This is a genomic window from Streptomyces sp. NBC_01465 (assembly GCF_036227325.1).
Lineage (GTDB): Bacteria > Actinomycetota > Actinomycetes > Streptomycetales > Streptomycetaceae > Streptomyces.
On record NZ_CP109467.1, the window covers coordinates 4,776,025 to 4,794,654 of the forward strand.

The 18,630-nt window shown below is 68.4% G+C and carries 16 protein-coding genes; 7 read left to right on the forward strand and 9 right to left on the reverse strand.

What is annotated here, in order from left to right:
- Nucleotides 1–376: 376 nt before the first annotated feature.
- Nucleotides 377–865: an ATP-binding protein gene (locus OG707_RS22625; RefSeq protein WP_329121109.1), complete on the forward strand. Its 489-nt coding sequence runs from the start codon at nucleotides 377–379 to the stop codon at nucleotides 863–865.
- A gap of 222 nt (nucleotides 866–1,087) precedes the next feature.
- On the opposite strand, the gene OG707_RS22630 is transcribed toward OG707_RS22625, so the two are convergent.
- The gene (locus OG707_RS22630; protein WP_329121111.1) at nucleotides 1,088–2,029 is read right to left on the reverse strand and encodes a cyclase family protein; all 942 of its coding nucleotides are present in this window, start codon (nucleotides 2,027–2,029) and stop codon (nucleotides 1,088–1,090) included.
- An 83-nt stretch (nucleotides 2,030–2,112) separates the two neighbouring features.
- On the opposite strand from OG707_RS22630, the gene OG707_RS22635 reads away from it, so the two are divergent.
- From OG707_RS22635 to OG707_RS22655, 5 genes are all read left to right on the forward strand, one after another.
- Nucleotides 2,113–3,027 carry an SDR family NAD(P)-dependent oxidoreductase gene (locus tag OG707_RS22635; RefSeq protein WP_329121112.1) on the forward strand — a complete coding sequence of 305 codons (915 nt, stop codon included), beginning with the start codon at nucleotides 2,113–2,115 and terminating at the stop codon, nucleotides 3,025–3,027.
- Between the two features lie 512 nt (nucleotides 3,028–3,539).
- Nucleotides 3,540–4,730, forward strand: coding sequence for an acyl-CoA dehydrogenase family protein (locus OG707_RS22640; RefSeq protein WP_329121114.1), 1,191 nt, complete (start codon nucleotides 3,540–3,542; stop codon nucleotides 4,728–4,730).
- On the forward strand, nucleotides 4,727–5,779 hold the full coding sequence (locus OG707_RS22645; protein WP_329121116.1) for a Zn-dependent alcohol dehydrogenase: 1,053 nt from the start codon (nucleotides 4,727–4,729) through the stop codon (nucleotides 5,777–5,779). The genes OG707_RS22640 and OG707_RS22645 overlap by 4 nt, the downstream gene beginning before the upstream one ends.
- A 103-nt stretch (nucleotides 5,780–5,882) precedes the next feature.
- Entirely contained in the window at nucleotides 5,883–6,530 is a 648-nt protein-coding gene (locus OG707_RS22650) for an ester cyclase (protein ID WP_329121119.1), read from the forward strand.
- A 131-nt stretch (nucleotides 6,531–6,661) separates the two neighbouring features.
- Nucleotides 6,662–8,233, forward strand: coding sequence for an alkaline phosphatase D family protein (locus OG707_RS22655; protein WP_329121121.1), 1,572 nt, complete (start codon nucleotides 6,662–6,664; stop codon nucleotides 8,231–8,233).
- Nucleotides 8,234–8,268: 35 nt separating this feature from the next.
- Here the strand turns inward: OG707_RS22655 and OG707_RS22660 are convergent, their stop codons facing one another.
- The 7 genes from OG707_RS22660 to OG707_RS22690 form a co-directional block, all read right to left on the reverse strand.
- Nucleotides 8,269–9,711 (reverse strand): phytoene desaturase family protein, encoded by a 1,443-nt coding sequence (locus OG707_RS22660; RefSeq protein WP_329121123.1) that lies wholly within the window; start codon nucleotides 9,709–9,711, stop codon nucleotides 8,269–8,271.
- On the reverse strand, nucleotides 9,708–11,645 hold the full coding sequence (locus OG707_RS22665; RefSeq protein ID WP_329121125.1) for a S53 family peptidase: 1,938 nt from the start codon (nucleotides 11,643–11,645) through the stop codon (nucleotides 9,708–9,710). The genes OG707_RS22660 and OG707_RS22665 overlap by 4 nt, the downstream gene beginning before the upstream one ends.
- 140 nt (nucleotides 11,646–11,785) lie before the next feature.
- Complete coding sequence (locus OG707_RS22670) at nucleotides 11,786–12,964, reverse strand: M23 family metallopeptidase (protein ID WP_329121127.1); 1,179 nt, start codon at nucleotides 12,962–12,964, stop codon at nucleotides 11,786–11,788.
- The gene (locus OG707_RS22675; RefSeq protein ID WP_329121129.1) at nucleotides 12,951–14,030 is read right to left on the reverse strand and encodes a hypothetical protein; all 1,080 of its coding nucleotides are present in this window, start codon (nucleotides 14,028–14,030) and stop codon (nucleotides 12,951–12,953) included. Before OG707_RS22675 ends, OG707_RS22670 begins: the two co-directional genes overlap by 14 nt.
- The gene (locus OG707_RS22680; RefSeq protein WP_329121131.1) at nucleotides 13,997–14,713 is read right to left on the reverse strand and encodes a DUF5819 family protein; all 717 of its coding nucleotides are present in this window, start codon (nucleotides 14,711–14,713) and stop codon (nucleotides 13,997–13,999) included. Before OG707_RS22680 ends, OG707_RS22675 begins: the two co-directional genes overlap by 34 nt.
- A 144-nt stretch (nucleotides 14,714–14,857) precedes the next feature.
- The gene (locus OG707_RS22685; protein ID WP_329121133.1) at nucleotides 14,858–15,220 is read right to left on the reverse strand and encodes a hypothetical protein; all 363 of its coding nucleotides are present in this window, start codon (nucleotides 15,218–15,220) and stop codon (nucleotides 14,858–14,860) included.
- Nucleotides 15,221–15,903: 683 nt separating this feature from the next.
- Entirely contained in the window at nucleotides 15,904–16,887 is a 984-nt protein-coding gene (locus tag OG707_RS22690) for a GlxA family transcriptional regulator (protein WP_329121135.1), read from the reverse strand.
- 58 nt (nucleotides 16,888–16,945) lie between these two features.
- Here OG707_RS22690 and OG707_RS22695 point away from each other — a divergent pair, with 58 nt between their 5' ends.
- Complete coding sequence (locus OG707_RS22695; protein ID WP_443071492.1) at nucleotides 16,946–18,208, forward strand: MFS transporter; 1,263 nt, start codon at nucleotides 16,946–16,948, stop codon at nucleotides 18,206–18,208.
- 11 nt (nucleotides 18,209–18,219) lie between these two features.
- On the opposite strand, the gene OG707_RS22700 is transcribed toward OG707_RS22695, so the two are convergent.
- Nucleotides 18,220–18,573 (reverse strand): hypothetical protein, encoded by a 354-nt coding sequence (locus OG707_RS22700; protein ID WP_329121139.1) that lies wholly within the window; start codon nucleotides 18,571–18,573, stop codon nucleotides 18,220–18,222.
- Between the last annotated feature and the right edge of the window lie 57 nt (nucleotides 18,574–18,630).

Here is an 18,630-nt window from a genome sequence, read left to right on the forward strand (position 1 = left end):
GAGTCACCCTGCGTCGATATCGGGTTGTGTCCTGTGAGCGGGTCGTCACGGGCCGGAGTCGGGTCCTCGCTCCGGTACGCTCCGTTGGATGCGAGTGGCTCTGATGCGCAGCTGTCCCGGTGTTGCCAGTGCGGCGACTCCGGGGCGTGGAATGCGCGCCGCTCGCACCGTACGGGGGTGCGAAAAACCCCTTCGTTCGACTCCCCGCAGCGAGCGTCGCACAGTATGCACCACGCTTACTCCTTCGCGCTGGAATATGCCTGAAGCGCTTGTTGCGGTGACTGAACGTCAACCATGCTGTCTCCCAAGGGAATCACGTTCCGTGACTCCCTGGAGGCGAGAGGCGATGTGTCCGCCGGTTCGGATGGTGTGAGCGGTGCAGGTGCTTCAAGTTCAGCTGGAGGTCGGGGCCGACCCCGCGGAGGTGGGGCGGGCCCGTAGGTGGGCGCGTTCCCGGCTCGACGGGTCAGGGATAAAGGTCGATGATTCGGTTGCCGAGACGCTGATCCTGCTGATCTCGGAACTGGTCACCAATGCGGTGGTCCACACGGGCTGTCCGGCCGTACTGCGCATGCTCTTCGGCCCGTCGGGGCCCGGTGGAGCGGAAGCGGGGACGGTGCGGGTGGAGGTCGCTGACACCAGCGACAGGCCGCCCAGGCCGCGGCACGCGGAGGGCGACGACACCAACGGGCGCGGCCTGGAACTGGTCGACGGGCTCGCGGACCGGTGGGGCTGGCAGCCCGAGGGTGCGGGCAAGTCCATCTGGTGCGAGGTCGATCGCGGCGCGCCCGCGGTCGGGGGCGCAGAAGAGGCATTCGGGGCCGGGGCGTACGAGCCCTCGTGCGCCGTCACAAATCGGGTATAACTCGCATAGCTCTGCCCAGGCGTTGACGGGCCGTGGCCGCCTCATCACCCTGGTTGGTGCGATTCGTTGCGAGGGGACGTCGAGGGGTGCCGAGGGCTCGGACGCCTCGGCGAGTGCGGGTCGTGTCTCGGCGCCGGCTCCTCCAGGGCAGGGGAGCAGTGTCAGTGCCGGACTCGGGTGGCGGCAGCCGAACGCCGCCACCCGACCATCCCCCTCGCTTTCTCAGAGCACGGCCACCGGCGCGACGGGTGTTCCCGTACCGCCGACGAACGGTTCCGGCATCGCGGAGAGCAGGAAGCTGTAGCGCTTCTCTTCTGCACAGGCTGTGGACAGTTCTTCGAGATTCCAGTTCTGGCCCTGGAGCATGCCCATCTCGACCAGGTCGAGGGCGTGCACGGGCAGCCAGAGGTTCTCGATCTCCGGCGGGAAGATCTCGAAGGTGAGGGTGTCGTTGGCGACCGCGGCGACGTCGCGGGCGTGGAACCACTCGGGGGTGCGGACGGAGAGGCCCGGGGACGGGTATCCGTAGCCGTGCTTGTCGCCGGTGAAGTAGACCTGGATCTGCCCGGTACGGACGAGGACGATGTCGCCGGCGCGGACGGTGACCCCCGCGAACTCCGCTGCCTCGTCCAGGTCTTCGGGCGTGACGGCGTGCCCGCCTTCGAGACGGTCGACGCCTTTCGCACGGGCAACGTCGAGGAGTACGCCGCGTGAGACGACATGGCGGGCCTTGTCGATCCCGCTGAACTCGGCGCGGGTGTGGGGCGTGATCGTGGACGCCGGCCGGCCGTTGTAGATCTTGCCGGAGTGGGACGCGTGGGTGAGGGCGTCCCAGTGTGTGGCCGCCTGGAGCCCCATGGTCACGGCGTCGTCGCTGGTGGCGACGGTGCCGGGCCCGAAGAGCTCCTGGTTGATCTGGACCATGGCGTGGAGGGGATTGACGCGCCCCGGGATCATCCCCGTCTGTACGCCGTCGGCCTGGAGCGGGAGCGCGAGAGGGATGCGGCGGCCGGTGCGGATGGACTGGGCGGCGTCGCGTACGACGTCGTCGGTGACGAGGTTGAGCGTCCCGATCTCGTCGTCCTTTCCCCAACGGCCCCAGTTGTTCACGCGTTTGGCGATGTCGTGGAACTCGGGCGGGAGCGCTGGCGGTGATATCGACATCGGTCCTCCGGGGGGCTTGTGCTCGGCTGTCGGCGTGCCCGTAAAATCTAACGGTCCGTCAGAAACCGTGGAAAGGGCTGGGCATGGGGAACTTCTTGGCAGGCAAGGTGGTCGCCGTCACGGGTGCCGGACGGGGCATCGGGCGGGCGGTTGCGCTGGCCGCGGCGGCGGAGGGGGCCAAGGTCGTCGTCAACGACTACGGGGTCTCGATCGAGGGCGGGGAGCCGGAGAGCGAGATCGCGCAGTCGGTGGTGAAGGAGATCGTCGCGGCGGGGGGCGAGGCGGTTGCCGTCGCGGACGACATCTCGACGATGGCGGGCGGGCAGCGGGTGGTTGACGTGGCGCTCGCCGAGTACGGGCGGATCGACGGGGTGGTGTGCGTTGCGGGGATTCTGCGGGAGCGGATGCTCTTCAACATGTCGGAGGAGGAGTGGGATCCGGTCGTCGCCACCCACTTGAAGGGGACGTTCACGGTGTTCCGGGCGGCTTCTGCGGTGATGCGGAAGCAGGGGACGGGGACGCTGATCGGGTTCACGAGCGGCAACCACCAGGGCAGCGTTGCCCAGGCGAATTACTCGGCGGCGAAGGGCGGGATCATCTCGCTCGTGCGGAGTGCGGCGCTGGGGCTGAACAAGTACGGGGTGACTGCCAATGCGGTGGCGCCGGTGGCGCGGACGCGGATGTCGGCGAACGTACCGATGGAGCTGAAGGAGATCGGGGAGCCGGAGGATGTGGCGGCGCTCGTGACCTATTTGCTGAGCGAGCGGGCTCGGGAGGAGAAGATCACCGGGCAGGTCTACACGATCGCGGGTCCGAAGATCGCGGTGTGGGCGCAGCCGAGGGAGCTTCGGGCGGGGTACGCGGAGGGGGGTGCGTGGACTCCGGAGCGGATCGCGGACTTCCTGCCGGGGACGGTGGGGGTCGATCCGATGCCGATGCTGGCGCGGCTGGAGGAGATGGCGCGGGCGGCGGCGGCGAAGGAGCGGCCCAATGGCTGACCCCGCCCCTGTCCGCAGCGGGGGCGGCGCCCCTGCGGCCTTGCCGGTGGCGGGGCGGGCGGGGCATTTCCCCCACCCCGCCCCTTCCCGAAACCGGGGTTGCACCCCGGACCCCCTTGCCAGGGGTGGGGCGAACCGGGGCGAGCCCCTGGGCCCCCGCTCGCGGGGCTCCGGCCCTGCACCCCGTAAGCGACCTTCGGCCGCTTGTCCTCAATCTCCCCCAAGCTCTCGGCTTCGCTCGAGCAGGGGGGACCCCCTCGACGGGCTGGATTTGCCTGAGGTGGGCTCAAAAGTGCGGGCTGTTCGTGCGCGGCCTGTTTGCGCGCGAGCCGATTGCATACCGGCCGTTTGTACCCGCACCTGCAAAGCTCTCACCAGCAAAATCAAGCCCCTCCGGCGATTGAGGAGCGGGGTCTGGGGCGGAGCCCCAGTGGGGCCTCGGGGCGACGCCCCGAGTTTCGGGAAGGGGCGGGGTTGGGGACATGGCTCCGCGCAGCGGAAGGAGGTCCAGCATGGACTTCGCCCTCGGGGATGAGGACGTCGCCTTTCGCGCCGAAGCCCGCGCCTGGCTCGAAGCCCACTTCACCGGGGACTTCGCCGGCGCAGCTGGCATCGGCGGCCCCGGCAGCGAACACGAAGCCGGCGACCTCCGCCTCCGCTGGGAACAGGAGCTGGGCGCAGGCGGCTGGATCGGCATCGGTTGGAACGAGGACGGCTTCGGCAACCGACGGGCCACCCTCACCCAACAGGTCGTCTGGGCCGAGGAGTACGCCCGCTCCCACGCCCCCGCCCGCATGGGCCACATCGGCGAGAACCTCCTCGCCCCCACCCTCATCGCCTACGGCACCGACGCCCAGAAGGAGCGCTACCTTCCCCCCATCGCCCGCGGCGACGAACTCTGGTGCCAGGGCTACAGCGAACCCGGCGCCGGCTCCGACCTGGCAAGCGTCCGGACCCTTGCCGAAAAAGACGGCGACGGCACCTTCCGCGTCACCGGCCAGAAGATCTGGACCTCCCTCGCCCAGGACGCCGACTGGTGCTTCGTGCTGGCCCGGACCGAGAAGGGCAGCACCCGCCACCACGGCCTCTCCTTCCTCCTCGTCCCCATGGACCAGCCCGCCGGCCTCATCGACGTACGCCCCATCCGCCAGATGTCCGGCACCGCCGAGTTCAACGAGGTCTTCTTCGACGGCGCCCGCGCCGAAAGCGTCGTCGGTGGCGAAGGCAACGGCTGGCAGGTCGCCATGGGGCTCCTCGCGCTGGAGCGCGGCGTGTCGACCCTCGTCCAACAGATCGGTTTCGCAGCCGAGTTGGACGAGGTCATCACCACCGCCGTATCCACCGGCGCCACCCACGACCCCGTCCTCCGTGACCGTCTCGTACGCCAGTGGGCCGAACTCCGCACCATGCGCTGGAACGCCCTCCGCACCCTGGGGAACGCCGGAGACCCTGGCGCCCCCAGCGTCGCCAAGCTCCTCTGGGGCGGCTGGCACCAGCGTCTCGGGGAGCTCGCGATGCAGGTCCGCGGAGCCGGTGCCGCCGTCGGCCCCGCCGACTGGAGCCCGGACCACCCGTACCAACTCGACGCACAGCAACGCCAGTTCCTCTTCACCCGGGCCGACACCATCTACGGCGGCTCGGACGAAATCCAGCGCAACATCATCGCCGAGCGCGTGCTCGGCCTACCGAGGGAGCCGAGATGAGGGGTGTCGTCTTCGACGGCAAGCAGGCCCAGGTCGTCGACGATCTGGAGATACGTGACCCGGGACCCGGCGAGGTCCTCGTGGACGTCGCCGCCGCCGGCCTCTGCCACAGCGACCTGTCGGTGATCGACGGGACGATCCCCTTCCCCGCGCCCTGCGTACTGGGGCACGAGGGCGCCGGAGTCGTCGAGGCCGTCGGCGCCGGCGTGACGCACGTGGCGCCGGGGGACCATGTGTCGCTCTCCACGCTCGCCGCCTGCGGCGCGTGCGCGGACTGCGACCGCGGGCGGCCGACCATGTGCCGCAAGGCGATCGGGATGCCGGGGCAGCCCTTCTCGCGCGGCGCGCAGAAGCTCTTCCAGTTCGCCTCCAACTCCTCCTTCGCCGAGCGCACGATCGTCAAGGCCGTGCAGGCGGTGAAGATCCCGTCCGACATCCCGCTGACGTCGGCCGCGCTGATCGGCTGCGGGGTGCTGACCGGGGTCGGTGCCGTACTGAATCGCGCCAAGGTCGCCATCGGCGAGAGCGTCGTCGTCATCGGGACGGGCGGCATCGGGCTCAATGTCATCCAGGGCGCGCGCATCGCGGGCGCGACCCGGATCGTGGCCGTCGACAACAATCCGGCCAAGGAGGCGGTGGCCCGGCAGTTCGGGGCGACGGAGTTCCTTCCCTCTGCCGATGCGGTACGGGACGTGCTGCCCACCGGCGCCGACCATGTCTTCGAGTGCGTGGGCCATGTGGCGCTCGTACGGCAGGCGATCGACCTGCTCGACCGGGGCGGTCAGGCGATCCTCCTCGGGATGGCGGCGCCGACCGCCGAGGCGTCGTTCCTCCCTGCCGGGATGTTCCTGGACAAGTCCATCCTCGGCTGCCGGTACGGGAGTTCGCGCCCGCAGCACGACATCGCGCTCTACGCGGAGCTGTACCGGAGCGGAGCCCTGCTCCTGGACGAGCTGGTCACCGAGACATATCCGATCGAGGACTTCGCGAAGGCGGCGGACGACGCCGAGCACGGGCGTGTGGCCAGGGGGGTTCTCACCTTCGGGTGACCCTGATGCACCCTCAATTCATGTGATCCATAAGGGAGTCGGGGAAGACCCATTACCAAACGTGCACTTGTGGCCAAAGGTTGACTGGGTGAGGATCCTCTCCATGACTCAGGCCCCGACTCCTCTGTGGCTCCAGGGACGCGACGCGGTCATCGCCGCCGCGTCCCCCGACGACTGGCGCGAAGAAGTCCCGGACTATCACCTCTCGCACACGGTGATGCCCGGGCAGCGGACGACCGAGCACGCCCCCGGGTCGCTGGAGGCGATCGTCGAATCGATCGTGCAGGTCTTCGAGATGGAGGTCTCGCACAAGGCGGATCCAGCCACCTGGGTATCCATGGTCACGGAGAAGTTCCGGACCCGGATCAATGGCGGTGCCTGGGCGGACGCGGCCGAGATCGTGGACCGCGGCAGCTACAACATCCTCATCGGGGACAGCATTTTCTACGGCGAGGAGACCTTCGAGTCCTCGCACCACGTCTTCCACACCGCCTTCCCCGAGGGCTTCTACTGGGAGGTGCTCGAGGTCCTCTCGCCTCCGCCGGTCGTCGCCTTCAAGTGGCGCCACTGGGGCTCCTTCGAGGGCGAGTACAAGGGATTCCAGCCCGACGGCAAGAAGATCGAGATGTTCGGCGTCTCCATCGCCAAGGTGAGCGACGAGCTGAAGCTCCTCGAGGTCGAGCACTTCTACGACCCGAACGCGTTCCTCGGCCAGATGACGGGCGGCTGCCCGGTCGCGCACACCGACTGAATCGTCTGGACTGAATCGACTCATTGCGGCAGGCATCATGTCCTGTACACGCGTTGTTCAACGGGAGGGCTCCGTGGTTCTGTGAGCCTCTTGCGCACCAAGAGGCCCACGGAACAAGGGAGTTGTCCCGGATGTCCGACATACGTGCAAGAGGTGCAAGAGGCGGCGACCGCCGCCGTTTCCTGGCCGGATCGGCCGCCGCCCTCGGGGTGGCGGCCGTTTCGACGCTTCCGCTCGCCACCACCTCGTACGCCGCCGCCCAACCCGCCCTCCCGGACGGCCTGTTCACGCTCGGCGTGGCCTCCGGCGACCCGCTGCCCGACGCCGTCGTGCTGTGGACCCGCCTCGCGCCCGACCCGCTGAACGGCGGCGGGATGCCCGATTCCCCCGTCGCCGTTGAGTGGCAGGTCGCCGCCGATTCGCGCTTCCGGCGCATCGTCCGCCAAGGCGTCGCCCAGGCGCTCCCCGCGTACGGACACAGCGTGCACGCCGACGCGCGCGGCCTGGAGCCGGGCCGCGAGTACTGGTACCGCTTCCGCTGCGACGGCCAGATCTCGCCCACCGGCCGCACCCACACGGCCCCGCACCCGTACTCCTCCGGCAGCGGGCTGCGCGTCGCGCTGGCCTCCTGCCAGAACTGGCAGAACGGGTTCTTCACCCCGTACGCCGACATGAAGGCCCAGAACCCCGACCTCGTCCTCTTCGTCGGCGACTACATCTACGAGTCCGCGCCCGCCGCCGCATCGGTCCGCGTCCACGAGGGGACGGGGGAGCCGTACAGCCTGGAGCAGTACCGCAACCGCTACGCCCAGTACAAGACCGACCCCGACCTCCAGGCCATGCACGCGCACGCCCCCTGGGTCGTCACCTTCGACGACCACGAGGTCGACAACGACTGGGCGGGCGAGGTCCCGCAGGACCCGACGAAGCAGCCGCACGACGCGTTCGTGGCGCGCATGACCGCGGCCTTCCAGGCGTACTACGAGCACATGCCGGTCCGCGCGAGCGCGATCCCCAACGGCCCGCACATCCAGATGTACCGGCGCTTCGACTACGGCCGCCTGGTGCGCCTCAACGTCCTCGACACCCGCCAGTTCCGCAGCGACCAGGCCACCACACAGGCCGGCGCGCAGGACCCGCTGATGACCATGCTCGGCGCCGAGCAGAAGGACTGGCTGCTGCGCGGCCTGCACCGCTCGCCCGCCCGCTGGAACGTGATCGCCTCGCAGATCATGATGGCCGAGACGGATCTGCAGCAGGGCGACGGGAAGCTCTGGTTCTACGACGCGTGGGACGGCTACCAGACCGAACGCAACGCGCTGCTGGCCGACTTCCAGTCCGTACGCAACCCGCTCGTCCTCTCCGGCGACCGCCACCTGACGATGATCAGCGACCTGAAGAAGGACTACGCGGACCCGTCGTCGGCGGTCGTCGGCGCGGAGTTCGTCGGGACGTCCATCTCCAGCAACGGCGACCAGGACCTGGCGGCGTTCGACGCGTACTGGAACCCGCTGAAGCCCGACAACCCGCACTGGAAACTGATCGACGCCCACCGCGGCTACCACCTCTTCGACATCGGCCGGATGTCGGTGGAGGCGCAGGTCCGGATCGTCTCGACGGTGGTGCAGCCGACGGCGACCGCGAGCACGCTGGCCCGCCTGCGGGTGCGGTCGGACCGGCCGGGGGTGCAGCTGCTGGGGTGATGCAACGCCGGCCGGGGACGGGTGCGGCTCGCCCCTCAGGGGTGCTCTGCGGGCAGCTTCGGCAGGCCAAGGTGACGCAAGGCCGAACGAGCGGCGTGGTAGCCGCACATTCCGTGGACGCCGGGGCCGGGTGGGGTCGCCGCAGAGCAGAGGAAGACCCCAGGTATTCCAGTGCTGTAGGGATCCAGTGCGACGCGCGGTCGCAGCGTCATCTGCCGGATGGTGTTGGCGCCATTGAGAATGTCCCCGCCGACGTAGTTGGCGTTGTAGGACTCCAGTTGAGCGGGGGACATGGTTGCGTGAGCGAGGACATGCTCGCGGACTCCCGGCGCGAAGCGTTCCAATTGTCCCCATACGGCTTCGGTGGCGTCACCGGTGTAGCCGTGGGGTACGTGCGCGTAGGCCCAGACGGGGTGGACGTTTCCGAACGACCGTACGGGGTCGGCGAGGTACTGCTGAGAGACAAGAACAAAAGGGCGTTCGGGCATGCGGCCGTGCGCGACGGCCCACTCCGCATGGGCAACTTCCTCCAACGTGCCACCCAGATGCACGGTCCCGGCGCGTCGGCAGGCCTCGTCACGCCACGGCACTCCACCCTCGACGGCCAGGTCGACTTTGAAGGCCGCCGGCCCGTGTGCCCAGCGGGCGTAAGCGCGCTGAGTACGCACGGGCAGTCGATCGCCGCACAGGGAGAGAGCGGCGAGCGGGGTTGTGTCGAGCAAGGTGACACGGCTGGGGGGCAGTTCGCTCAGGGTGCGTACCCTGACCCCGGTCTGAACGGTCCCGCCGAGTTCATGCAGGCGGGCAGCCAGGGCATGGGCGACAGCCTGAGAGCCGCCGTGTGCAACTGGCCAGCCGAAGCGATGCCCGGCTGCTATGAGCATGAGCGCGATGGCGGCGCTTCCGGGTGCCGACAGCGGGCGCACCGCGTGCGCGGCGACGCCGGCGAACAGGGCTCGAGTCCCGGGAGCGTCCCAGCGGTTCGCGACCGCGGTCGCGGTGCGAGGGGCGAGGACGCCGAAACGGGCGAAAGCCACGGGGTGTCGGGGCAGGTGGAGCGGAGGTCCCATCAACTCGGCGGCCAGGGCGTCGAAATGATGCGACAGCGGAGCGAAGAGACGCCGCCATGCGGCTCCGTCTCGGCCGAGACCGCGTGCGGTGTCGTCCAGCGAACGTTGCAGCACTGCTGCAGGGCCTCGGTCGAGTGGGTGCGCCAGGTCGATCTCGGCTCGGCGCCACTCAAGCCCGTGCCGCTCCAGTGCGAGTGATCGAAGAAAGGGGGAAGCGGTGGCCATGGGGTGGACGGCGGCGCAGTGGTCGTGAAGGAGTCCGGGAAGAGTGAGCTCACTCGTGCGAACGCCTCCGCCAATGGTGTCGGCTGCCTCCAGCACGGTGACCGAGAGCCCCTGCTGGGCCAGGGCCACGGCGCCGGCCAGCCCGTTGGGGCCGGCGCCGACCACGATCGCGTCCTCGGTCATTGCGCATGCCTTCCAGTGCGCCGGAACCTCTGGAGATATGCGGGCGAGGGAGAACCGAGCCCCGTGGCGTAGTCGTAGCCCGGGCCGGCGTGCAGGCCGTAGTCCCGGCCCAATGTGTAGAGGATGTAGCGCTGCTGATCGCCGTCGGAGGGACCGTAGTCCCGTACGACGGCAAGCGGCCCGTGGCCCGCGGCTGGTGGTTGGTCAGTGACATCGCGGAAGGCCGGCGAACTACCGAGGAAGTACAGCAGCGGGTTCGCGAATCCGAGCGGACGACCGGCCTCCTGCTGCGCGTCGGCCTGCACAGCGGCGAAGGCCGGGGTTGCCGCGGAGGTGCCGCCGAAGCCCACGAGCTGGAACTGTCCGGCGTCGGTCAGTCCGACCAGGACGGGCAGGGCCCCGTCGCCTTCCATCGCCACGTCAGGAGTTGACCTGCGAGCGTGCGCGCCGACGGCGGGGGAGGGGACACGGCCGTGCTGGTACCACGGCTCGGGGAAGTCGCTGAGACCTCCTCCGCCGCCGAACGCGAATACCCCGGGCACGGGACCCCAGGCCTGCTGGTCGCCCTCGCCGGTGAGGATCGACAACTCGTCACCCATGCTGGTCTCCCAGGCGTATTCTCCGCGCCGGTCCAGGGCGAGTGTGGTGCCTCCCACGGAGGTGACCCACGGTGATCCGCTGGGGAAGTCGGCCTGAGCCGTCGTGGTCTTGGCATCGCAGTTGACTCCTGTCTCTGCTGCCCCGGGGGATGAGTCGCCGCAGTCTCCAGCGGCGAAGTACACGCCGATCCCTTCGGCTGCCGCCTGCTCGAACAGCAGGTTCCAGGCGCTGACCAGGTCCGGTGTCAGATGGCCGGGATCCGAATGGATGATCTCTGCCCAGGAGTTGGAGATGGAGTCGGCCAGTCGGTGGTCGATGACGGAGGCCTCCGCATCCATGAGGTCATCGTCCAGGCAGGAGTTGGCGCCGACGTAGAGAACGTTGGCGTCCGGTGCGAGTCCATGGGCCATGTCCACGTCCAGAGCCTGCTCCCCGGCCCAGGTCTCGGGTGGTGCACAGGCCGTTTCCCCGGTCCAGTTCTCCGGTGTGACCTGCTGGCGGTACTGGCCGGGCCGGAAGGGAAGGTCTCCGGTGGACCGGGCGAAGCGATCGGCGTCGGCCGGCATGGTGGAGGACCCGTAGGCGTCCACGATGGCAACGGTGGTGCCCTTGCCGGACGCGCCGGGACCGCCAGCGCCGTATGCGCGGCGGAGCTGCGCGGGCACGTAGGGGCACGGAGAGTACGTGGTCGGTCTGCCGTACGCGGACGGCAGACCAGCTGCCGGCTTCTGTCCGAAGTGCGTGGAGCATGCGGTGGAGGTGCTTTCCGGCGCGGTGGCACGCGTGGACAGGGGGTGGGCCGCCGAGGGGACGGACAGTCCCGAAACGGCGACGACGTCGGCCCCTATGGCCGCGGGAACACTGATGTCGTCCGTCGGGGCGCTGACGATGTCGCCCTGGGCAGTTTTGTAGCGGTGGAAGGAGCTTCCCACCGCCTCTTGCATGGACTTCGCCGGTCCGGACACCTCGATGTAGTGCGGCGTGTCCCGGGTGACGGTGAGCCCTGCACCGGTGAGCCACGTGGCGATGGCCAGGTGCTCTTGGGGGCCGAGGGCGAAGTGTCCGCGGTACTGGTCGGGTGTGAGGAATCGACGGTAGCCGGGGCTCCTGGGGTCGGTCACTGACTTGAGGAAGGAGGCCAGTCCTGCCGGGTCGCGGGAACCGAGATGGAGCCGGGCCGTGAGGCGCTGTTCGCTGGGGACCGGCCCCTCGTCAGCCGATGCGGTGGCATATCCGGGCCGAGAGCCGGCCAGGACGTGGCGGTGGACGGTTGGAGCATCGGCGCGCGCGGACGGCCCGGCGAGGGCGGCACCGAGGAGCGCCGTACAGACCATTGCGGCGAGGGCGCCTGGACGTATTCGGAAGTGCGGGGGGTGGGATGACACGGAATGCCTTTCCGGGAAACGGACATGGAGGTGCCGTCGTTGACGACAGATCATGAAGAAGCACGCGGGTCGGTGAATGCGTGGAGGCGTCAGATGCGCAGCGCGCGTCCTCGACGGAGGGTTCCGGATACGCCGGCAAACCTGAGGTCAAGACCTACGCCGTCGCGCTCCGCATGGATGTGCAGATGCGGTTCGGTGGTATTGCCGGAGTTGCCGACCTGGCCCAGCAGTTGACCGGTGCGGACCCGATCGCCGGTGGACACCGCGACGGTGCCGGGCCGCATGTGCGCGATCTTCACCAGCTCACTGCCCGTATCGATGAACACATGGTTGCCGTACGGGGGTTCGTACCGCGCGGCTCCAGGGACCTGGTCCCCGTAGCCGTCGACTGCGGACACCACGTCCCCGTCACAGGGGGCGTACAGCTCCGCGCCGTAGATCCGGTACGAGTCCGGCGACGTGTCGGACCGGAGCCGTGCCCCTCGCGCTCCGATCGCGATGACGTCGAGAGCCCCGCGCTGCTCCGGCTGGGACCGATGGTGATTGAGACCCGGGCCGCCGCCCTGGACGATGAGCCATTTCCCCTCGCGCAGCGGGAAGTGGAGAGGTGCGGACAACGGCGTGCCCCAGCGGTACCGGCGCGCCCACAGCAGGTACCCGGTGCAGGCCGTCAACAGGGCCAGGGAGACGGCGAGATCCATATGCGCCCGGCCCGCGGGGAGTTGCGGGAGACGCCCTGCGGACAGCAACGCAACCAGCGCTCCCGCTTCGACCGGCCTGCGGATCCACCAGGGCAACCGGGCGGGCGTGAAGAGGCCCTCCAGAACCACATAGGCGGCGCCCACGACGATGACGTCGGCAGCCCAGGCGCTCACGGACGGGGCGCTCCAGCACGACCCGATGCGTGCGGACAGCAGCAGACACCAGATGATCCATCCTGCGGCGCCGCGCCATCCCGGCGGGATGCGGAATCGGGGCGGCCGGTACGGCCCGGGGGCGATGCGCAGGTGGACCAGAGTCCCGGCCTCGTCCGCCTGGGCAAAGGCCAGAACCTGCCCGTCCTGTCCGTTCACCACCAGTCCGTCGGGGGTGTCGACGACCTTGTCGACCTTCCCCACCTGGTGCTTGGTGGCCGTCACGATCGCGCGGAGCCGCTCCTCGCCGACAGCTGCCAGGACGAGAGGCGCCGCCCGGTCCCACTGCTCGGGATCGGCGCGCAGGAATCGTTCCAGCGCGCGCGCTGCTTCGGTGTGGTCAGGATCGCGCATCGGCTTCACCGGTGTGAGGTCCGCCTGTCCCCAGGGCGGTGTCCACGCCTGTGGCGGTTCCGGCCAGTGCGGTCGGACGTACTGGTGAGGCGAAGCGCGAAGTGAGGGCAGTGACCCGCGTTTTGAGTGACCGGTAGTCCTCGTCACGCAGACAGGTGCAGTCTGCGCCGATCATCAACAGGCCGAAACACACGAGTCCCATGAAGACCATGATGCCCAGGTGCATGCTCTCCAGCGCCAAGGTGTTGGCCTTGCGTACCCAGCCGCGCGCGGACAGGATCGCGAAGGGGAGGGCCAGCTCGAAGAAGATGGTGAAGTAGCTGACGGCGGTGGTGACATACGCGTTGCTCATCAGGTGGGCGTAGGCAGGCCATATCTGAAAGCCGGTGAGCCGGCTGATGTAGTACATGGCGACGCCGTCCTGCCACATTTTGCCCGTGATCTTCCAATAGCCGGCAGCGAGATAGAGGACGGCCGTCTGGAAGACGATCAAATAGGCCGCCAGGTTGTGCAGGACTGTCGGCAGGGAAGGGGCGGTGTGATCCAGCAACCGGGAACGGCGCTGCTTCGCACCTGGGGCGAAGTATGCGTTGGACACCGTGAAGACCATGAAGATGATGAGGATCTGGGCGAGGTTGTCACCGCCTTCGAGCACATCCTGATTCCGGTTGTGCAAGGACCACATGAGTACGGCCTGTACGAAGGTGAGCGCTCTGCCGCCGTACACCATGTAGACGGCCGATACCAGGATGGTGGCGTGGAACACGATCTCGAACCACACTGTGGAGTGGCTGACGAGGAAAAGTGAGAAACTCCCATGCGACAGCGCTGCCTTCGCGGTCTCGATCGAGTTGTAGGAATCGGGTCCCCATAGGAATCGCCGGTTTCCATAGTCGGCAAGACAGTACATGACCGTGGCAAGACCGATTACGATGCGCAGGAGCGCGATTCCAATCAGGCGATTCTTCTGGCTCGCCATGCGCAGCAGTCCGGCATCCACCCGCGCGAGGCCCGCCTCCGTCCATCCGCGGATCACCCGGCCACCCCCGGAACGTAATTCATCCATGACGTCTCCAGAATGGCCTTCGCTGATTCCTTGGGCTTCGGGTTTGCGTATCGTGCAGAGAAGGGGGTCATCGCCTTGACCTTGAACGTGGCCCGGACCGACATGACCTGCGCGTCCGGATACATCGACTCGGCCTGCGAGGAAAGAAATCGCTGGAGTTCTTTGAACTCCGGTGCGTACTGCTTGTCCAGAAGGTCCTGTGCTGACTTGCGATCGGCCTCGGGAAGCTTCTTGAAGTTCGTCACTGCGCCGGCGTAGCGGTTGGCTGCCGCATCGAATGCCAGTGGAAGACCGGGGAGTTTGGTCGGATTGAGCGGGAACTTGCGCGGGGTGCGGTCGATCGCGTCCTCGATCTCCACGGGAGTCGTCTCCACGATCTTGTTCGACCCTGCGGACTTCATGCGTACGGTCATGTAGATCAGATCGTTGTTGCTGCCCGGTGTGGGTCCGAACAGTTGCCAGTCCTGCCAGAAGTAGGGCTGCATGGCCCTGTTGGTCAGGCCCTGCACGCGGGACTTGACCGGTGAGTCGGGTGCGTTGAAGGCGAGGCAGGCGACCGTGTACAGCGCTACCGGTATCAGCGCAAGAGCGGTGAGTATCCGCAGGCGTGGCGATATCGCGTACTCGGGTGCTGATGCCGGGCCGCCACCTGTGCTGTTGGGGGATCGCCCGAAGGGCTTCATGGGGGCGCCTCCATTCTGAGTGGGGGTCTTCCTGTAGTCGGGGCGACGGCGTGCCCGACGGCGGGGGAGACCGCCGGGCACGCTTTCAGGTGGTGCGTGACCTACTTACCGGAGCCGGCAGATCAGTCGGCTCCGGTGGGCCGTTCAGTTGGCGTCGTACTGGGCGTCGCCCGGGATGATCCCGTGCAGTCCGTTCGGGCTGGTGGCGGGTCCGCCGCTCGACGAGGACGACGAGTCGCTGGATGAGGACCTGACCTTCGTCGTGACCTTCACCGCGGCCTCGGTGGCCTTGATGGCGGTTGCTGCGACGACGCTCTGGGCGACGGCGTGCCAGAACTGCGGCTGCACACCGTCGTTGACGACGGTCGCGGTGGCGACCGACTGCTGGGCAGCTGCCTTCTGCTGAGGCAGCGAGGTGGCCGACGCACTGGGCGCCCCGAGACCGGCGGCCCCGGTCGCGGCTATGGCGGTGATGACCGCCCCTGTGATGAGACGCTTGGCGTTCACTTTGCTCGCCTTCTGTATGGAATTGAGGTGTGTTGGAGTGTGTCCGGGCAGGGGAGGTCCCCGCGAGGACATGAAGAGACCGTTCGAATCGATTCGCTCGCGAAACGGTGCGTTTTGCACACAGCTCAACGACTTATGTGCAATCAATGAGGTGAAGCCAGAAAGAGTGGTCAGCACTTTCTGCGGAGAGTCCGGAAGAGTGGTCAGCCCTTCCGACGGAAATCACGCCGGTCCCCCTCGCGGATCGCGTAGAAGGTTGGGGAAACGTGCACATTTCCCGTCCCTGCAAAACGCAGCCCTCGGGTCGATGCCCGATGAATGCGACTGGGGCGTGTTTCCTGTGAAGGAACCTAACAGTGGGCTCAATGGAGTTTCAAGGGCGGCTTTGTTGCTCAGGGTGACGCCTTCTCGAGACCCTCAAAGGAACCTCAGATCCATGGTGTGATCTTTACTGGGCGTGCACCGTAATGGAATCTGTTGTTATGTCGGATTTCCTGGGTGTGGGAGTTTCCTGACCAGTGGCGCCTTGGGGGCAGGTGCTGTGCGCATGCTGCGCAGAAGCCAGTTGAGGGCTGTCGGGACTGAAGTGGATCCTTTGCCTCCGAAGTTCAATCTTTACTTCGGGCGGAGGTTCCGGGCAGCCGTTCGCGCAGCGACCGCGAGGGCGGTCACGCTGTGTGAGGTCAGGCTGCGGGGCTTCCCGCCGTACGGAAAGTGCGGCGGTATACCGTCGGCGGGACGCCCAGCGCGGACTGCAGGTGGGCGCGCATCGACTGGGCGGTGCCGAAGCCGGAGTCCCTGGCGACCTGGTCGATGGTGAGGTCCGAGGACTCCAGGAGGTGGCGGGCGCGTTCCACGCGTTGCTGGGTCAGCCACTGGCCGGGGCTGATGCCGGCCTCCTCGCGGAAGCGGCGGGTGAAGGTGCGGACCGACATCGCCTCCTGTTCGGCCATGTCGCGGAGCTGGATGGGCTCGTGGAGGCGGGCGAGGGCCCAGGCGCGGGCGGCTGTGGTCGTGGCCAACTGGGGCTCGGGGACCGGGCGTTGGATGAACTGGGCCTGGCCTCCGTCCCGGTGCGGGGGCACGACCGTGCGCCGGGCGACGTCGTTGGCGACCGCCGTACCGAAGTCGCGGCGCACGATGTGGATGCAGAGGTCGATCCCGGCGGCGACCCCGGCGGAGGTGAGGACGTCGCCGTCGTCGATGAACAGGACGTCGGGGTCGACCCGTACGGTCGGGAAGAGCCGCTGGAAGTGGTCGGCCGAGGCCCAGTGGGTGGTCGCGGGCCGGCCGTCGAGGTGCCCTGCGGCGGCGAGGACGTAGCCGCCGGTGCAGATGGAGACCAGGCGGGTGCCGGGGCGGATGTGGGCGAGGGCGGCGGCGAGCTCGGGGGTGAGCCTGCCTTCCTCGTGGACGGGGCCGAGTTCGTACGAGGCCGGGACGACGACCGTGTCGGCGGTGGCCAGGGCTTCGGGGCCGTGCTCGACGAGGACGGCGAAGTCGGCGTCGGTCTGGACGGGGCCGGGCGGGCGGACGGAGCAGGTGACGACTTCGTAGAGTCGGTTGCCGTCTGTGTCCCGTGCCAGCCCGAAGATCCTTTGGGGGATGCCGAGTTCGAAGGGGAGGAGGCCGTCGAGGGCGAGGACGACGACGCGGTGTCGGCGCATGGGTGACTCCTCCCGGTATGTGGAATGGGCTGGTGGTCCAGACCAGTCCTTGATATTCATCGCCATCGTGACCGATAAGCGCGCGCCGAGCCAGACCATTCCCGAACCGATAGCCGAGCCGGTGGAGGAAGCGGGGCAAACACTCTGGAACCGTAACTTCCGCTACTTCTTCACGGCCCGCACCATCGCCCGCTTCGGCGACGGGATGGTGCCGGTGGCGCTCGCGGCCGGGCTCCTGGACGCGGGCCACGGGGCGTCGTCGGTCTCGTTCGCGCTGGGCGCCTGGATGGTGTGCTTCTCCGGGTTCGTGATCGTGGGCGGGGTGCTGGCGGATCGTTTCACCCCGCGCCGGATGATGGTCCTGGCGGACGCGGTGCGGCTGGGTGCAACGGTCGTACTGGCACTGATCTTCGCGGCGGGCGCGCCCCCGCTGTGGCTGGTCTTCGCGCTGAGCGCGCTCAACGGCCTCGCGGCGGCACTCTTCCAGCCGGGGGTCGCGAGCATGCTGCCGCAGATGGTCCCGGACGTGCAGCGCGGCAACGCGATGCTGAACGTGGCCGAGTCCCTGACCACGATGGCGGGCCCGGCGGCGGCGGGCGCGCTGGTCGGATTCGGCGGCCCGGGGGTCGTCTTCGGGGTCAACGCGGGCACGTTCGCGGTGAGCGGCATCTGCCTCTTCATGATCCGCCTGGCGCCGGTGGCCCAGGTCCGGGGCGAGTCGTTCCTCGCCGACATCGCGGGCGGCTGGCGGGAGTTCAGGGCGCGGAGCTGGCTCTGGGGCGTGATCCTGGTCTGGACGGTGTACGGAGTGACGGTGCTCGGCCCCCTGGTCCCCCTGGAGGCGGTGGTGGTGACCGAGCGGCACGGCTCGACGATGTTCGGCGTGATGATGACGCTGAACGGGGCGGGCAACGCGGTCGGCGGGCTGCTGGCGATGCGCCTGCGCCCTCAACGCCCTCTGTACTCGGGGACGTTCGCCCTCTTCGGGATCGTCGCGAATGTGCTGGTGCTGGCGTACGACGTGCCGCTCGGGGTGATGGCGGCGGGGTTCTTCATCGGGGGCGCGGCGTTCGCGTACTGGCTGGTGATGTGGTCGACGACGGTCCAGACGCACGTCCCCCAGGAGGCGCTGAACAGGATCCACGCGTACGACGTGGCGGGCTCCCTGATCATGCTGGCGGTGGGCCGCGCCCTGGCGGGCCCGGTGGCGGAGGCGGTGGGCATGAAGCAGGTGTTGATCGCGGGGGCGGTGATCAACGTGGGGGTGTGCGGGGTGCTGTTCGCGGTGCCGGCTGTGCGGAATCTTCGGCGGAAGGGGTGAGGGGACCGCGCTCAGCGGAACTCGTGGACCAGCTCGATATCGCCGACGATGTGGTCGTTGAAGTCGTCCAACTCCTCCGCGGGGACCCACAGTTCGAGGATCGTGCGGCCCCCGGCCTGCTGCACCGGATAGCGGCGCAGGAACTCCGTCTCGACCTCGAAGCGGGTCACGTACCCGGCTCCGTCGAACCTCACGTTCCAGTCCCGCGCGATCCTGATCGCGTAGTCCTCGTTCATGACCGGGTAGAAGATCGGCTGCTCGGGCAGACGGGGCGGCCATGCGCGCCAGTTCAGCTCCTTGACCAGGTCCAGCTCCTTGGGGCCGGTCGGGCGCCACAGGGTTGTCGTTGCTTGGCGGGTGGTCATCGGGGTCGCTCTCGTCGCTGCTGGTCGGGGGAGCCGCCGACGATACGGGGACGGCCT

What these genes read in the sequence shown, in the direction of transcription:
- OG707_RS22645 (WP_329121116.1), top strand. Translation starts at nt 4,727, where the DNA reads ATGAGGGGTGTCGTCTTCGACGGCAAGCAGGCCCAGGTCGTCGACGAT.
- OG707_RS22635 (WP_329121112.1), top strand. Translation starts at nt 2,113, where the DNA reads ATGGGGAACTTCTTGGCAGGCAAGGTGGTCGCCGTCACGGGTGCCGGA.
- OG707_RS22640 (WP_329121114.1), top strand. Translation starts at nt 3,540, where the DNA reads ATGGACTTCGCCCTCGGGGATGAGGACGTCGCCTTTCGCGCCGAAGCC.
- OG707_RS22700 (WP_329121139.1), bottom strand. Translation starts at nt 18,573, where the DNA reads ATGACCACCCGCCAAGCAACGACAACCCTGTGGCGCCCGACCGGCCCC.
- OG707_RS22670 (WP_329121127.1), bottom strand. Translation starts at nt 12,964, where the DNA reads ATGCGCGATCCTGACCACACCGAAGCAGCGCGCGCGCTGGAACGATTC.
- OG707_RS22675 (WP_329121129.1), bottom strand. Translation starts at nt 14,030, where the DNA reads ATGGATGAATTACGTTCCGGGGGTGGCCGGGTGATCCGCGGATGGACG.
- OG707_RS22680 (WP_329121131.1), bottom strand. Translation starts at nt 14,713, where the DNA reads ATGAAGCCCTTCGGGCGATCCCCCAACAGCACAGGTGGCGGCCCGGCA.
- OG707_RS22665 (WP_329121125.1), bottom strand. Translation starts at nt 11,645, where the DNA reads ATGGTCTGTACGGCGCTCCTCGGTGCCGCCCTCGCCGGGCCGTCCGCG.
- OG707_RS22690 (WP_329121135.1), bottom strand. Translation starts at nt 16,887, where the DNA reads ATGCGCCGACACCGCGTCGTCGTCCTCGCCCTCGACGGCCTCCTCCCC.
- OG707_RS22655 (WP_329121121.1), top strand. Translation starts at nt 6,662, where the DNA reads ATGTCCGACATACGTGCAAGAGGTGCAAGAGGCGGCGACCGCCGCCGT.
- OG707_RS22660 (WP_329121123.1), bottom strand. Translation starts at nt 9,711, where the DNA reads ATGACCGAGGACGCGATCGTGGTCGGCGCCGGCCCCAACGGGCTGGCC.
- OG707_RS22630 (WP_329121111.1), bottom strand. Translation starts at nt 2,029, where the DNA reads ATGTCGATATCACCGCCAGCGCTCCCGCCCGAGTTCCACGACATCGCC.
- OG707_RS22650 (WP_329121119.1), top strand. Translation starts at nt 5,883, where the DNA reads ATGACTCAGGCCCCGACTCCTCTGTGGCTCCAGGGACGCGACGCGGTC.